Genomic DNA, 15,235 nt, shown 5'->3' on the forward strand with positions numbered 1-15,235 from the left:
AGTGATAGCCCGTCCGGCGTGGTGCCGTTCCAGGCGGGTTTGGCTCGGCCAAAAGCCGGGCTGAGGTGATCCCTAACGCATTATATGCGTTGCCATCACCATCGAGCTGGGGCACCGCAATATTTCAACCGCAATCAAGGCCCTGATCAGAGAGCGCGATCAGCTTCGGCAAGATCGAGACGCCCTGCTGGATGCCGGAGGACATCTTCTATGACCCTACCCCTGATGTACATGGCCTACCTGATCTACAGGGGTCCGCAATGACCTGCATCCGCATCAAGCACGGTTTTGTCTGCCACTCGCCGTTCTACCGCCTGCCTCTGGCCGACGGCACCAGGGTGTTCATGAGCTGGCACAACTACCTCGGGCCCACCTTCTTTCGCGACCGCAATGAGCAGCGCGGGATCGAAGACTGGTACGAAAACCCGCTCATCTGTGACGCCCTCGACTGGTTCTGCAAGCGCGGAAACCGCGCCTAACCCCTCCCTATACAACGCAAGCCCGCCGACATGCGCGGGCGAGGATTCTCTATGTTCGATATCACCGTGAAGTGCTGCCGGTGCCGCAACAAGCATAAAGAGAGCGAGCGTGTTCCAGCCCCATGCAAGTGGGCAGAAGGCCTCAGCACCATGGTTTGCCCGCGTTGCCGGGCAACCGAGTACTACCGCGTAGAGCCTGCACCGGCAGCCTGACCACCAACCTGCCGCCACCGGCGGCGTGGAGATCTACATGGCGAATGCCACAGCAGCAAAGCCTTCAAGCATTCAGCCGCGGTTCATCCGGTTTGGCGATGCGCCTGGGTATCTCGGCATGTGTCGGGATGAGTTCAACAAGACGGTCAGGCCGAACGTGCGTGAATTCCCTATCGGAAAACAGGGCGTAGCCTTCGACCGCCAGGAGCTCGACGAGTGGGCTGACGCCTACATCGAAGCCAGGGCAATTGAAAAAGCCACAGGACAGGACAACAATCGGCCCCGCAGCGAGCGCCGAGGAGATGATACATGGCGCGAAAAACGATCACCGGCCTCTACGAGAAGGGCGGTGTCTGGCAAATCGACAAAGTCTACAAAGGGGAGCGAATTCGAGAAAGTACTGGAACTGGTGACCGGGAAGAGGCAGAGCAGTACCTGATCCATAAGCTGGAAAAGCTGCGACAGCAGAAGGTGTACGGCGTACGGCAGATACGGACATTCGAGGAAGCGGCAATGCGCTACCTCCTTGAGGTCAAGGATCAGCCATCAATTCACCTCACCGCATTGTGCATGAAGCAGCTACACCCATACCTCGGGCATTTGCCACTGACGCACATTGACGACCAGGCGCTGGAGCCCTTCATCCGGGACCGCCAAACGGAAAAGGTGCTGCCAGACGGTTCCATCGAGAAGGCGGTGAGCAACCGGACAATCAACATCGCGATCGAGCGCGCAGTTCGGGTTCTGACCCTCTGCGCAAGAAAGTGGCGTGATGATGATCGGCGGCCTTGGCTGGACAGTGTGCCAATGCTGAAAAAGCTCGAGGAGAAGAAGTCGAGCAGGAAGCCCTACCCGATGTCATGGGAGGAGCAGTCGATTCTGTTTGGCGAATTGCCGGGGCACCTGAAAACGATGGCTCTGTTCAAGGTGAACACAGGTTGCCGGGAGCAGGAGGTGTGCAAGCTCAGGTGGGATTGGGAGATATCGGTGCCGGAACTTGGGACCAGTGTTTTCCTGATCCCCGCTGACTTCGGCGGGAGACACGCCCGGTCGGGCGTAAAGAATGGCGACGAGCGCCTGGTGGTGGCCAAGTCGATCATTGAGCGGCAGCGCGGGGTCAGCAATGAATGGGTTTTCCCATACAACGGCACCGCGATGCACCGGATGAACGACTCAGCCTGGAAGAAGGCTCGGGTGAGAGCGGCGAAACTCTGGCAGGAGGAAAACCTTCGCCCCGCTCACCCTGGGTACGCCTCGATCAGGATTCACGACCTGAAGCACACCTTCGGCCGCCGACTGCGGGCTGCGGGCGTTACTGAAGAAGATCGGAAGTCACTGCTTGGGCACAAGAACGGCAGCATCACCAGTCATTACTCCGGCGCTGAGCTGGGAAAGCTGATTGAGGCTGCGAACATGGTATCAACAACGGACTCGCGTGGGCCCGGTGCTGACAATACTGAAGAGGAAAATCGGATGATGTCCCGAAAAAATCCCCACACGCAGAAATGAAAAAGCCACCCGTAGGTGGCTAAGTCATTGGGATTATTGGTCGGGACGGAGTGATTCGAACACTCGACCCCTTGCACCCCATGCATGACAAGCCACGGTAATGGCTTGATAACACAGGACTTCCGGCCCTGCTTTCGCTGCAACGAGGCTTCACGCGTCCGGACGCATCCTGGCAAATGTCACTTCAAAAGTCACTGGCCCTGGCCAGCCCGCCCCGGCGTTCTGCCGACCGATTCCCTTCCTTTATATAGGTGCTCACCGCCACGGCGGACTCCATCGACCACCGCCTCACAGGCCAGCCCGGCTATTCGGCTTCGCTCAAGCGCTGACGCGAAGACTCCCGCCATTCGGTCAGCTTCCTCAAGCAATCCCCCGAGCACCACGACGGCAGAGGTTCCTGCCTGGCGCTGCTGGGCAGCGATGGCACCGCAGGTTGCTGTTCGGCCGGCGCGCAGTCGGGCGATTTCGCCGCGCAGCCCGCCAGCAGCAGACTCAGCAGCAGCGGCGCGGCCTTGAGCCACTTCCAGTTGTTGTCGTGCACCCTCTCCCTCCTCGTCCGCCAGGGCCTGGCGGCGTTGTTCTTCGGCTCGAGCCTGGGCATCGGCGCGCCGGTCGCGCTCGGACACCTCAAGGCGGTAGTCGGCCAGGGCCTTGTCGGACTTGGCAGCCTCCACCAGGGCATCGGCAGCCGCGCCATCGGCAACCACCACCCGATACTGCTGGCCGCCGGCGACCAGCACCAAGGCGATCAGCCACCAGCACCAGGCCGGCACCGTGCCGAGCCAGGTCACGCCAGCGCCCCGCCGAGCTTCTGCCACTGAGCGAGCAACACGCCCAAGGCTTTGGGGTTCTGCTCATAGTTGTTGCCGGGAAAACTGGCCCACTCATTGGCGCACTTGGCTATTGCCTCGCGGATCTTTCCATCCTTGATCAACTGCAGCGCGCCACGCTCGCCCAATCGCTTGATGGCGGCCAGGTCCTGCGCTTCTGGCGTGAAGCGACCCTTGAATCCGTAGCGCTTCACCAGTTCATCCCACGTACCGGCAAGAAACTGGTAGCGACCTGCCGCGCTACTGGTGATCGGCTTGCCGTTGGAGAGCCGGGTGATCTTCTGGCGAGGGTGATCGGTATACCCCTGAAACAGGCCTTTGCCGAACAGAACGTTGTACCCGTCGTCACTACCCTTAACGGCTTGGGTGCCCTCGGCGAAGGCGATCAGATCCAGAAACCGGAGCACGTTCGCGCCTCCGACCTGGGTTTCGGTGAGTCTGGCCATGTTTTCTCCAGGCACAAAAAAGCCCGCACTAGGCGGGCTTGGGTTGGTTGCAAGGGTTTAGGCAGCAGGTTCTTCAGGTGCCGGTGCGGTCTCGGGCTCTACCGGCGCCTTCGCGGTGATTGACACCTTGGCGCTGTACTCCTTCAGCACCTGGGCTGTGATCACCTGCGCGGTCGGGAACTGGTTCAGGATCGCACGAGCGCGGGCGTCGGCTTCCTCGGCAGTGGCAAAGCGGGTGTTGTTCTCAGCGTCGTAGGCGTTGCTGAGATTGATGGCGATGTAAGGCATGGGGTTTCTCCAGGCAAAAAAATACCCGCCGAAGCAGGTGTATTGAGGTTTGGGTTGTTACTTCCACCGCCCCGTTGCGGTGAAAGACCAGCGTGTGGCATTGGCCGTTGCACTGCGATAGGAGTAAGAGTTGAGCGTGAACTGACTGACGGTGACATTGATGTACGTACCATTCATGTTCACCAGGCCGACGTCGTTCTGCGCGCCGGTACCGGAGGCGCCATCACAGGAATACACCACGGTAGGCGGTGTAACGAATGGCGCAGCAAAGGGCCTGGTGTTTGATACGCCAATGCTCAGGGCCTGAGCCGGAAGCGTGACGAAACCTGTGACCACCATCGTGCCATCAGGATATTTGACGTAGGAGCCGTTGGCATTCGCTCCGCTTTGAAAGCCATCGACAAACTGATACAGCTCGTCGAAATTCGCATTGGCTTTGAGCCAGGCACTGCGACGGTCATCGCCGCCCGCGCCGGTCGGAGCTGTCCCAAGACTGATAGTTTGTTTGGCCATGTGAGTCCTTGCTAAAGATTGGGTCGTGCTGCGAAGAGCGTTCGACCGTTTGGATCAACAGGATTGATGCCGTCATTGTTTTCCGTATAAGCCTGCAGCACATCCCGGCGACCGTTTAAGAAACCTCCTATTGTTGCTCGCCAGGGCCAAGCTGTGCCTGCGCCAGGAATATAGGTCGGTGTCAATAAGGCATTGCCTAAAAAATAGTCTGACGCATTGTTTGTCCAAGGCATCTGGCAACTTGTGGCGTAGTAGCCAACGTTGACAATCGGGGTGCCTGCCACAACAAAGGAATTGCTTGCCGGCTGATTATTCAGCTGAACAATGTTATTGGTTGACGTGAAAATCCTCACATTCGCTGAGTCACTCACCGTTGCGCCGTAGGAACCCGCGGGCACAGGGCTTGCGGAGTAACTTGCTACAAACCAATCTACCTTCATGGCCTCCATCCACACGGGGCCTAGATCAGGATGCGCGTACTTCGCCACTCGCCACCCGGTCCAATTTCCAGGCGTTCCCTGCACATAGAAATTCTGCAGCAGCAAATGCCCGGGACCATTGAAGAACACCAGGGGGCGCTCAACGGTCGTGATCGGCGTTGGGAAGTTAAACCCATTCAAGTACGGCTGATCGTCCCTCCACGCAGGAAAAGTAAACGACCCCTGGTACATCACATTCAGGACTCGGTTGACCGAATCAATCTGTGATTGAAAGCTGTTAGTCACCGAGCGAATGCCGTACTCACCCGACGCTGAGAATGGCGCACCACCACTGGATAGCACCAGCACCTGCCAGGTCTCATTGAAGCCGCGTCGAATGGTTAGCTGGCCAGCTGAGTACCAGGCCTGGGGTGACCAGTTGGTGGTGGGATCGGTCACTGGTGCCAACCGATCCACCACCACGAAAGAATCACTCTTGATCTCCGGCACCGAAAAGGTTTGCTCGAAGCTTCCATTGCAGGCCACCTGCAGCATTTTCAGCGACCGGATCGGCGTAGTGCCGGTATCGAGAGTAATCCTTGCGGACGCATCCTTGGTCCGCAGCCCATAGATCGTCGCCATCAGGTCAACCTCCCCACTGCCACACGCTCGATCCCGTTCAGGTCATACACATACAAACCGCCGTTATTCAGCAGCGTTGAACCAGCTGCATCCTGGCCGCGCAGCGTGAACGTCCCGGCGGCAAAGTTGATCTCCAATAGCGGCAACCCTTGGGCGTTCAACGCCGAAGAGCGAATGCTCATCCCGGCGACAATCTCCTGGATGAATGCCTTGTTGATCACCGCCTGATTGATGAACACCTGCCCGTTCTGCACCACGAACGGCAGGATCGTCTGACCATTCACGCCATCGATGATCGCCAGCCGCTGAGCCATCAGCAGGATCTCGCCCTCCTCCCCGTTGCTGCCGATCGCGATGCCCGAGACGACCTTGCGACCGTCCTGGTTCGTCTCGACCTTCAGCGTTGTCTGAGCCGACACCCTGCCGTCAACCCCTGCAAGGACCTCACTGACCTGCTGCACTGACGCATTGGTTTGGCCTACCTGGGCCTGCACCGTATCGACGCGCCTGCCCTGAGCGATATCACCCTCAACGCGAGCGGACTGCTCTGTCCAGACACCGACTAGGCTGCCCGTTGCGCCAGCTAGGCCGGAGGCATCGCCCTCAAGCTCGGGATTCACCTGGACATAGAGCCCGTCCAGGCGGGTGGCCTGAGCGGTGAGCGCCGTACCCTGCTGCTTCACCGTGGTATCCATCTGGCTGATGGCCGATGCCTGGGCGCTATTCACGCCTTCGGCATCGGTAACCCGGTTGGTCAGGCTGAGCAGGGATTGCCCCTGGCTGGTCAACGCCGTGCCCTGCTGAGTAACGGTGCTGCTGAGGCTGCTGATCGCACTTGCGTTGGCAGCGTCGGCAGCCGTTACTCTGCGGGCCACCATGTTGCACCAGAGTGCCCGGCCCGCACCGTCAGCTGGCTGAATCCGAGTCAGGAAACGCGCTGATACCGCGGTGACCGGGGCGGTAATGCGACCAGAAAAGCTCTGGAAACCGCCACCGGCCGAGAACGTGAAGGCGTTGTAGTACCCGATAGACGCCCCCGCCTTGTCGAAGAACTGCATCTGGAAGTTGCCGGTCTGCCCGGCAGTCATGTACCCCCGATAGATGTCGGCAGAGAGGTCGAACTGCTCACCTCCAGTGGTCAGCACGTTGGCACCGATGCCGCAGAAGCTGTTCGCCGTAAAAGAAATCGCCTTGCCCGCCGAGGCATGGGCAGTCACGCCAGCAATCGTCGGGGTCGCCGTCCACGGGTCCGTCACACCGTCCTCGAAGCTGCCACGCAGCAGCAAGTTGTCAGGCTGTTGCGCGATTGACGCCTTGAGCTCGGTGAGAGCGGTACCCTGGCTGCTCAAGGTGGAGCCCTGGTTGGTTACAGTCGACTGTAGTGTCTGCAGCGCCGATGCATCAGCCTTGGAAGCCAGTTGCGTCAGCGCTGACTGGGCTGCCGCCGCGGCGTCCGTGGCCACCTTGTCAGTCACCGCCACCCAGGCGCTGCCATTCCACCGTTTTGGTGTGTTGGCGTTACCTGCGGTGTCGATCCACAGATTCTCGGCCTGCCGGTCAGCAACCACCGGCGTGGCAGTCTGGTACAGCACCTTGCCCTTACTGCCCGCCAGGTCAGCAGCCGCCTGCGCCGCCTGTTGGGCGGTGCTGACGTTGCCATTCGTGGTTTGCAGGCCGTTGGTCAGGTTGGTGATGCTGCTGCCCTGACTCGACAAGGTGTTGCCCTGGTTCGTCACCGTGGTGCTAAGCGCCTGCAACGCCGAGGCATCCGCCTTGGTTTGAGCAACCGCCAGGGCGTTGGCCGCTGCCGCAGCAGCATCCGTGGCCGCCTTGTCACTGACCGCCACCCAAGTACTGCCGCTCCAGCGTTTCGGCGTATTCGCGTTGCCGGTCGTATCGATCCAGAGGTTCTGGGCCAGACGGTCGGCCACATCAGGCGCCGCCGCTTGCACGATCACTTTGCCCTTGCTGCCGGCCAGGTTCGACGCAGACTGCGCTGCCTGCTGCGCCGCAGTGACGCTCTGGTTGGTGGCCGCCAGGCTGTTGCCCAGGCTGGTAATCGAGCTGCTGGCCGAGGACAACCCGCTCTCGGTCTGCGTCACTCGAACATCCAGCGCCTGGTCGGCCGCCGCCAGCACGCCAGTTGCGCGCGCCGACGGCCCTGCCACAAACGGCGAAGGGACGTCACTCTCGCCCACCCGCTTCTCGACCATGATCGAGTCCACCACCATCGAGGCGCTGGCCGCAGCGTGGCGGTTCGGGTAGATCAACAGGCCGACCTTGCCGCTGGTAGCGATGGTGATCGGGAACGTAATGCGCGTGCGTTCCGTGGTGTACGGCAGGGTCACCGATCGCGAGGTTACCCCGTCGTACAGGTTGGCCATCATCGAACCGGCCGTGACGCCCTTCACATACATCGACACCAGGTAAACCCCGGGCTCGACACGGATGTTGTAGCTGGCCTGGTTGTTGGCCGGGGCCATGACGATGTAAGAGAACAGGCTATCGGTATCAGCACGTAGGGAGTAGCCGAAACCGGAATCGGCTTCGGGCACGGACACACCCGTCTTGGTCAACAAGGCGCCGCCGGTCACCGGCAATGTGCTCGACGCCAACCAGCTGTAGTCACTGTCGAGCAGGTTGGCGCCGTTGCCGGCCAGATTGCCGATCGAGGCTTGCAGCCCGGTGAGCGCGTTGCCCTGGCTGGTTAGCGTATTGCCCTGACTGGTGACGGTGTTGCTCAGGGTCTGCAGCGCGGAGGCCTCGGCTTTCGTGGCCACCTGCGCCAAGGCGCTGGCTGCCGCTGCCGCTGCATCTGTTGCCGCCTTATCAGTCACCGCTACCCAGGCGGAGCCCGTCCAGCGTTTGGGGGTGTTTGCACCTCCTGTGGTGTCGATCCAAAGGTTTTGCGCCAGGCGCTTGTCGGTCGCCGGCGCGGCGGTGCCATAGATGACCTCGCCCTTGGCACCAGCTTTATCAGAAGCCGCCTGGGCGGCCTGTTGCGCGGTTGTCACGTTGCCGTTCGTGGTCTGGAGACCATTGTTCAGCTGGGTGATGCTCGCGCCCTGGCTGGTCAAGGTGCTGCCCTGATTCGACACGGTGGTGCTCAGCGTCTGCAGGGCCGACGCGTCTGCCTTGGTTTGAGCGAGCGCCAGGGCATCGGCTGCGGCGGCTGCCGCGTCCGTTGCAGCCTTGTCGGTCACCGCGACCCAGGCGGACCCGGTCCAGCGCTTAGGTGTATTGGCGTTGCCTGTTGTGTCAATCCACAGGTTCTGTGGAACACGATCCGCTGTCGCCGGTGCCGTCGCCTGGATGATGACCTTTCCCTTTCCTCCTGCAAGGGCGTTGGCAGCATCGGCGGCCTGCTGTGCCGCAGCAGCGTTACCAGTGGTGATCGCTAGGTTGCTGTTCAGCTCGGTCAGGGCCTGGCTCTGACTGGTCAGCGTGGCGCCCTGCTGGGTGACCGTGCTGGTGAGGTTGGACACCGCATCAGCGTTGGCAGTGTCGGCCGCCGTGACTCGACGAGCGATGATGTTGCACCACAGCGAACGCCCGGTACCGTCCGAAGGCTCGGTGCGGGTCACGAACCGGGCCGAGACCGCACCAGCCGGCGCCGTGATGCGACCGGTGTTCGTTTTGAACCCCGTACTCGCCGCCGGTACCGCGAACGCGGTGAAGTAGCCCAGGTTGACGTTGGCCTTGTCATAGAACTGCATCTGCAGCCGGGTGGTCTGCCCCGCCGTCATGTAATTCGGCCAAATATCCGCAGAAAGGTCGAACTGCTCGCCGCCCCTAGTTAGGACATTCAAGCCCACACCGCAAAAGCTGTTGTTGTAGAACGCGATGCCTTTGCCCGCCGACGGGTGCGCCGAGATGTTGGTTATCACCGGGTCGGCGGTCCAGGGATCGACTAGGCCATCCTCGAAGCTGCCCCGCAGGATCAGGTTGTCGGGCTGCTGGCCAATCGAGGCCTTGAGCTGGGTCAGCGCGGCGCCTTGACTGGTCAGGGTGGTGCCCTGGCTGGTCACGGTCGAGTTCAGCGCCTGGAGCGCAGAAGCATCGGCCTTGTTCGCCACCTGTGCCAGCGCGCTGGCAGCAGCTGCAGCAGCATCTGTTGCCACCTTATCGGTGACGGCCACCCAGGCACTGCCGTTCCAGCGTTTGGGCGTGTTGGCTGCACCGGTGGTATCGATCCACAGGTTCTCGGCCTGGCGATCAGCAACCGCCGGCGCCGCCGACTGATACAGCACCTTGCCCTTGCTACCGGCCAGACTGGCAGCTGCCTGCGCCGCCTGCTGAGCCGTGGCAACGTTACCGTTGGTGGTCTGCAGGCTGTTGTTGAGCTCGGTGATGCTGCTGCCCTGGCTCGACAGCGTGTTGCCCTGGTTGCTGACGGTGGTGCTGAGCGCCTGCAACGCCGAAGCGTCGGCCTTCCCGGCCAGCTGCGATAGTGCGGACTGGGCAGCCGCAGCGGCATCGGTGGCCACCTTGTCCGTCACAGCCACCCAGGCGGTCCCGTTCCACCGTTTCGGGGTATTGGCGTTGCCCGCGGTGTCGATCCAGAGGTTTTGCGCCAGGCGGTCGGCAGCGGCCGGCGCAGTCGCCTGCACCAGCACCTTGCCTTTGCCACCCGCCAGCGTGGCCGCGTCCTGGGCGGCCTGCTGGGCGGCGGTGACGTTCTGGTTGGTGGTGGTCAGGCTGCTGCCCAGCGCGGTGACAGCCGAGGCGTTCGCCTCGTCGCCACTGATCCGCGCGGTACGCTCATCCACGACCGAAGCCACCGAGGCCGACGGCGCGATCTGGCCGACGGCAATCCAGTCGATCTCGAAAACATCCCCTGCGGTGCCGCTGATCCACAGGTAGAACCTGGTGATCGTACTGTCCGACCAGTCGCTGCCACCATTGGTGAGCTGCGACATATCCCACTCGAGCACCCTGGTCTGCCCGACAGCCAGACCAGGGTTCGGGATGATCTTGTTATACGCGGTCGACGAGCCGTGCCCGGCCGTGGCGTAGGACACCTGGCCAGTCCAGCCGCTACCCGCGCGCCGGGTGATCCGGCAACGGATACGGTCGTGGTCCCGCCCTTTGATCGAGACAACAGGAGCGTTGAGGTACGCGCCAGCGCCGTCGTTCGTGACGATCAAGCGGCCGTTTTCAACCACCAGCGTGCAGCGAGTACCAGACCAGCCCTCAGTGGTGGAGGCAAAACCGTAGTTCAACGTCGAGTCAAACCCTCCGGATTCGGCGCGCAGCGTGGCGATCTGCGAGGCCAGGGCAGAGTCCGCATTGGTCCGTGCCGTGGTCTCGTTGCCGATCGCGGCCGAGTTCGAAGCAGTGCTGGCCGCCACGGTGTCGATGCGTTGGCCGAGCGCATTGTCCGCATTGGTGCGAGCAGTGATCTCGGTCTGAATGGCCGAGGCGTTGTTGCCAGTCGATGCGGTGACTGTATCGATGCGCTGACCCAATGCGTTGTCGGCCGACTGCCGAGTCTGCGCCTCACTCGTGATCGCCGTACCGCGAGCCTGGGCTTCAGACAGCAGGCCCTGTGCACGGGCTGTGGCTTCGTCGCCGATCGCCTTGGTGCGCGCTTGGGTTTCTACGGCAATCGCCTTGTTGCGGTCCACGACCTCAGCAGCGATGGCCTGGGTTCGAGCTGCCGTCTCTGCGGCAATGGCCTGGCCCCGGGCGGTGGCCTCGGCCGCGATTGCTTGTCCGCGAGCTGTCGCCTCAGCAGCAAGGCGCTGAGCAACCGAACCGGCCTGAGTGGGCGGACCAGAGATCAGCGAGATCTCTTCACGCAGCGCAGGGTAAAGCGCGCCATTGGTGATCTTGTCCTTGAAGTACTCCTCATATTCGGCCTGGTTACTGCTGGATGCCCCGCTCACGCCGGCACCTGTCGGATACCACGGGCCGACGTTGCCAGAACGATCGACCAGGCGCGCCCAGAAGAAGAACTGCAGGCCCGCCGCGCCAAGCTGCAGGGTGTGGTCCTTCTGCGGGTAAGCGAAATCGCCCAGCTTGGTCGCTCCCTCACGGGAGTTGGTCTTGCTGTACCAGATTTCGGTCCGCTGGGTGTCTTCGGCGCCAGCCGGGAAACCCCAAGCCAGGCCAATGGCGTAGACCAATGCCGAGGTATTGAGGAACGCCACGGCAGGTGGCAGACCTTCCTTACCCTTCAATTGGGTAAGCGTCGAGTCGCGCCAGATCGACGTGATATCGAACGAGCTGACCGCCCGCACGCGGGCCAGGTAGGCACCCGCATAGATGCCCACCACATCTACAGACGCCGCACCGGTGCGCTGCACGCGAACCCAGTTGCCGTTGTCCTTGCGCCACTCCACGTCATAGGCGACCGCGCCCTGCACTGCGGGCCAGGAAATGGTCATGGTGTTCACGCCGATACCTTGATCCACCGCGTAGGTAGAGGTCAGGGTCACGCTGGCCGGCGGCAGCACAGTGGTCACCGGAATGACACTGATCGGGCGCTCGTCCAGTTTCGCGCCGGTGTCGATCGCCGCGAACTTGCTCGGGTTGAATTCGAGAGCGGTGATTTCGTAGTCGCCTTCCTGGGTGCGCGTAGTCTTCAGCACCCGGAACAGCTGGACCGCCAAATCGTCGTAATCAATCGCCCACTGAAGCTCTGGCTCCGGCTGCACGCCATAGGCGGTGGTCACAGTCACTACGCGTCCAGAAACCGAATGGACAGTGCGCGCCTGGGCGGTACCGTTCGGCAGGTTCAGGATCAGCCGGTCACCAGCCTTGATCGGCGTGTCACGGTCCAAAGTGACCACACGGCCGGCGGCGGACGAGATCCGGCCACCATTCGGGCGTCCTGCCACCAGCTCGTCAGCCACAGGGATGACGTAGCCAGGCAGCGGGATGCGGCCTTCCATGCCAGTCTTGAATGTGACGGTGCGGTCCTGGCTGTTGCTCAACAGTGCCCATTTACCACGGCGCTGTGCCTCGGAGGCACGAGTGCAGCCGATCGCCGATATTTCTACCGGGCGGTCCCGATACCGGCGCTGAAGCGCGTTGTCGGTCACCGGAATGACGTCGGTGTCGTAGTTGTTAGCCGGGTTGTCGTAGCTGACCAAGGCGCGGCTGTAGTGCGTATTGCGCTCGGCGCCACCATAGACGAACTCGCCATCGATGACATTGGCCCGGGTGAATACATAGTCGATGTCCTGGGCGCGCGGCATGTCCGCCTGCATGAACAGCGAGCCGTGAGCCCAGTACACCATGCCCCGATAGATAGCCGACAGGTCGCGCAGCAGGGTCCAGGCCTCGGCGCGGCCCTGCAGGTTCATGTCGCACAGGTAGCGCGGCTCTTGCCCGCCAATCCCGTCCGGCACCAGCTGGTCGCAGTATTGGGCGATGCGGTACATCTCCCACTTGTCGACCATCCACGATTTGATGCGCTTGCCCAGGCCAAAGCGGTCCTCGACGCACAGGCCGTAGGTCACGAACGCCGGGTTGTTGGTCCAGGCCTGCTTGAAGGTACCGTCCCACACTCCGGTGTAGGTGCGAGTCACTGGGTCGTAGTTAGTCGGCACCGGCCAGCGCTTGGCTTTGCACTTCACGGTAACCGAAGGAATGTTCTGGAACTGCTGGGCATCGAACTCGATGTACAGCAGCGCGGTATTCGGGTAGCGCAACTTTTCGTCGATGATCTGGGTGTAGCCCGCGATGGTCATCGTGTCGGCGACGGTGCCTTTGTTGGCGTTCGGCGTGATACGGCGGACGCGAAGCATCCAGCCAGAGGCGGCCTTGGGCAAGTTGATACGAACCGACCGCTGGTAACCGTTGGTATTTTTGCCGTCCACTGCGCCAAGGTGGGCTTCGACGTAGGCGCCGCCATCGGTGGCGATGTCGATGGCGTATTCGATGCGGTACCCGTTGGTGTTGCCGTTCTCGTCCTGGCTGGCAAGGCGCGGCCACGACATACGGACACGCACAGCGGAAAGCTTGGTGTCGCTAAGGGCACGACTGAACGGGTTATCGCTGCGCAACTCGACACCGACGGTAGTCTCGTTCTCGACTGCCGGAATGCCTTGAATGTAGTCCTGCTCAATCGTGCCGCGGCGCCACTCCCACTTCACACCCGGGAAGTTCACGTTGCCGCTGGCATCCATGATCGGCGTGTTGTCCAGGTAGATATCACGGTCGGTTGGAGTGCCTTCGAATTCACCTTCACCCACGGCCAGCAGAAGCTTGGCAATATTGGTCGACTGCAAGCTATCCGGTGCCTCGACGGGCGATTTCGGCTTGCTCTCACCACCCTTCGCGCCGGTGATATCGAAGTGAGCTGCTGAGCCCATATTTTCCTCCAGGCATAAAAAAACCGCCCGGAGGCGGCTGTTCGCTGAGATGGCCCTAGGCCTTGTCCTGCGCCTCAATCGAGGCAGAAATGACAGCCCCACCCCAGCGGCGTTCGCCGATGCAGATCGGGACAGGGTTGCCGCTGGCGGTGGTGTTCTTGGCTGAGCCAAATGCATACGACGGCAAGTTCTCAGGCGCGGCGCTCTGGGATAGACCCTTGGCTTGGGGGCTGAGCATCTGGATTACGCCACCCAGCATAAGCGCCCCGCCAGCTTGATATAGGAATGGCGAAGCACCTGCAAAAGGGGTAAATGACAGAGCGAATGCGGTCACGACCAGCACTGCACCAATCACTGTCTGGAGCACGCCGCCTCTCTTGCTACCTTCAGCGATGGGTACAATCCGCACCTCACGAGCGCCGCTTCGATCAAACTCATCTTCCCCGACATTCTGACCATTTCGGAAAATGGCAAACCTCATACCGAGTCTATCCAAGCGTTTCACTTCATCATCGAAACCAGGCAGCGTGGCGCTTAGCGCCTTGCAAGCATCTCTGAAGCTTCGAACATCCAGCAATCGTCGATGACTCCTCCCGAAACGTTTAGCCAGCGCTCCAGATAACTTGATGATGGTCATCGGCTCATAGTGTGCTGCAGTGGCTGCCATGCTTTTCTCCGGGCAATAAAAAACCGCCTACGGCGGTTTGGGACTACGTTATGGATCAGAGGCAGCTGCGCGCAACGTTCACCCACTCCGACCATGTGCTGTTTCTGGTAAAGACGCGCACTCCAGCGCCTCCCGCTTCATCCTTCACTAAGGCCATTACCGGCGTTCCGACCATATCGATGTCTAGGCGGATACGGTAACCACTCTCGGTCTCAGTCGATGCGACTCGTGCATTAAGGTCCTGCCATCTAGGAGTCAGGCACTTTGAGTAGTTTTGAGCCGACTTCGTCGTACTGACATCAAGGACTGGCCCTTTTTCCTCAAGGTCTGCAGTCGACACACACCCCGCCAGCAACGCCAGCCCCACAGCCAGAAGAAGCGCCTTCATACGGCACCTCCTGCAGTTCCAGCCAAGTCGCTTCCACAATGCTTGCATTTGATAGCAACCGCCAAGACTTCTTCGCCGCAGAATGGGCAGTCTTTTTTCGGCTTGGTATCAGCGACGGAACGCATATCGGCAACTGGTTCAGGCGAGGCTGAGACAGGCACGTCCGTGACGATTACGGGGGATGGCTTCTTAAATGCCCATACCAAGGCAGCTACCCAGCCAAGCAGGCTCCAACCCAGGAAGAAGTTAACAGCAGCAATGGCTCCTAGGTTGTTGTTCTTTCGCAGCCATGCCTCGATCGTTGGAAGCATGTAGAAAGCGGGGATGAACACAGCACCACTGAATGCCACTAGGGTGCCAAATGCATTCAACCCGCCCCGCTCTGTCCCCATTGCGTAGCTGTAGAAGGCGAGAAAGCCCAGGACGAGTAGACGAACGACGAACATTTGAACTCCTTGCTCACTGGCCATGGCCTATCCATAGCTAATGACAGGATGCTATCACCATCCCAGCTGTTCAA

The 15,235-nt window shown here is 61.1% G+C and carries 11 protein-coding genes and 1 pseudogene; 3 read left to right on the top strand and 9 right to left on the bottom strand.

Translation table 11 applies throughout. The annotated features are described in order from the left end of the window. Positions 1-260 precede the first annotated feature (260 nt). The 3 genes and pseudogenes from HU770_RS12265 to HU770_RS27355 all read left to right on the top strand — a co-directional run bounded on the left by HU770_RS12265 (position 261) and on the right by HU770_RS27355 (position 2,169). Positions 261-479: a hypothetical protein gene (locus HU770_RS12265; RefSeq protein ID WP_186663738.1), complete on the top strand. Its 219-nt coding sequence runs from the start codon at positions 261-263 to the stop codon at positions 477-479. A gap of 250 nt (positions 480-729) precedes the next feature. Continuing rightward, complete coding sequence (locus HU770_RS27060; RefSeq protein WP_238347530.1) at positions 730-1,131, top strand: hypothetical protein; 402 nt, start codon at positions 730-732, stop codon at positions 1,129-1,131. Then, positions 1,053-2,169, top strand: a pseudogene (locus tag HU770_RS27355) (tyrosine-type recombinase/integrase). Before HU770_RS27060 ends, HU770_RS27355 begins: the two are co-directional and overlap by 79 nt. A gap of 223 nt (positions 2,170-2,392) precedes the next feature. On the opposite strand, the gene HU770_RS12275 reads toward HU770_RS27355, so the two are convergent. The 9 genes from HU770_RS12275 to HU770_RS26980 are packed head-to-tail and all read right to left on the bottom strand — an operon-like array spanning position 2,393 to position 15,161. After that, a complete protein-coding gene (locus HU770_RS12275) occupies positions 2,393-2,992 on the bottom strand; it encodes a DUF2514 family protein (protein ID WP_186663739.1) in 600 nt (199 codons plus the stop codon). Beyond that, positions 2,989-3,477 (bottom strand): glycoside hydrolase family 104 protein, encoded by a 489-nt coding sequence (locus HU770_RS12280; RefSeq protein WP_186663740.1) that lies wholly within the window; start codon positions 3,475-3,477, stop codon positions 2,989-2,991. The genes HU770_RS12275 and HU770_RS12280 overlap by 4 nt, the downstream gene beginning before the upstream one ends. Before the next feature lie 57 nt (positions 3,478-3,534). Next, a complete protein-coding gene (locus tag HU770_RS12285) occupies positions 3,535-3,765 on the bottom strand; it encodes a hypothetical protein (RefSeq protein WP_186654712.1) in 231 nt (76 codons plus the stop codon). A 57-nt stretch (positions 3,766-3,822) separates the two neighbouring features. Further along, entirely contained in the window at positions 3,823-4,278 is a 456-nt protein-coding gene (locus tag HU770_RS27070; RefSeq protein ID WP_238347529.1) for a hypothetical protein, read from the bottom strand. Positions 4,279-4,289: 11 nt separating this feature from the next. Next, positions 4,290-5,339 carry a hypothetical protein gene (locus HU770_RS12295; RefSeq protein WP_186663741.1) on the bottom strand — a complete coding sequence of 350 codons (1,050 nt, stop codon included), beginning with the start codon at positions 5,337-5,339 and terminating at the stop codon, positions 4,290-4,292. Then, positions 5,339-13,660 (bottom strand): DUF1983 domain-containing protein, encoded by an 8,322-nt coding sequence (locus HU770_RS27075; protein ID WP_238347528.1) that lies wholly within the window; start codon positions 13,658-13,660, stop codon positions 5,339-5,341. The genes HU770_RS12295 and HU770_RS27075 overlap by 1 nt, the downstream gene beginning before the upstream one ends. Before the next feature lie 55 nt (positions 13,661-13,715). Beyond that, the gene (locus HU770_RS12310; protein ID WP_186663742.1) at positions 13,716-14,327 is read right to left on the bottom strand and encodes a tail assembly protein; all 612 of its coding nucleotides are present in this window, start codon (positions 14,325-14,327) and stop codon (positions 13,716-13,718) included. 55 nt (positions 14,328-14,382) lie between these two features. Beyond that, a complete protein-coding gene (locus HU770_RS12315; RefSeq protein ID WP_186663743.1) occupies positions 14,383-14,715 on the bottom strand; it encodes a hypothetical protein in 333 nt (110 codons plus the stop codon). Next, positions 14,712-15,161, bottom strand: coding sequence for a superinfection immunity protein (locus tag HU770_RS26980; RefSeq protein WP_202883870.1), 450 nt, complete (start codon positions 15,159-15,161; stop codon positions 14,712-14,714). The genes HU770_RS12315 and HU770_RS26980 overlap by 4 nt, the downstream gene beginning before the upstream one ends. Positions 15,162-15,235 lie beyond the last annotated feature (74 nt).

It is taken from the genome of Pseudomonas sp. SWRI68 (assembly GCF_014269165.1).
In the GTDB taxonomy this organism is placed as follows: Bacteria; Pseudomonadota; Gammaproteobacteria; order Pseudomonadales; family Pseudomonadaceae; genus Aquipseudomonas; species Aquipseudomonas capeferrum.

What these genes read in the sequence shown, in the direction of transcription:
- HU770_RS12265 (WP_186663738.1), top strand. Translation starts at nt 261, where the DNA reads ATGACCTGCATCCGCATCAAGCACGGTTTTGTCTGCCACTCGCCGTTC.
- HU770_RS27060 (WP_238347530.1), top strand. Translation starts at nt 730, where the DNA reads ATGGCGAATGCCACAGCAGCAAAGCCTTCAAGCATTCAGCCGCGGTTC.
- HU770_RS12280 (WP_186663740.1), bottom strand. Translation starts at nt 3,477, where the DNA reads ATGGCCAGACTCACCGAAACCCAGGTCGGAGGCGCGAACGTGCTCCGG.
- HU770_RS12285 (WP_186654712.1), bottom strand. Translation starts at nt 3,765, where the DNA reads ATGCCTTACATCGCCATCAATCTCAGCAACGCCTACGACGCTGAGAAC.
- HU770_RS27070 (WP_238347529.1), bottom strand. Translation starts at nt 4,278, where the DNA reads ATGGCCAAACAAACTATCAGTCTTGGGACAGCTCCGACCGGCGCGGGC.
- HU770_RS12295 (WP_186663741.1), bottom strand. Translation starts at nt 5,339, where the DNA reads ATGGCGACGATCTATGGGCTGCGGACCAAGGATGCGTCCGCAAGGATT.
- HU770_RS27075 (WP_238347528.1), bottom strand. Translation starts at nt 13,660, where the DNA reads ATGGGCTCAGCAGCTCACTTCGATATCACCGGCGCGAAGGGTGGTGAG.
- HU770_RS12310 (WP_186663742.1), bottom strand. Translation starts at nt 14,327, where the DNA reads ATGGCAGCCACTGCAGCACACTATGAGCCGATGACCATCATCAAGTTA.
- HU770_RS12315 (WP_186663743.1), bottom strand. Translation starts at nt 14,715, where the DNA reads ATGAAGGCGCTTCTTCTGGCTGTGGGGCTGGCGTTGCTGGCGGGGTGT.
- HU770_RS26980 (WP_202883870.1), bottom strand. Translation starts at nt 15,161, where the DNA reads ATGTTCGTCGTTCGTCTACTCGTCCTGGGCTTTCTCGCCTTCTACAGC.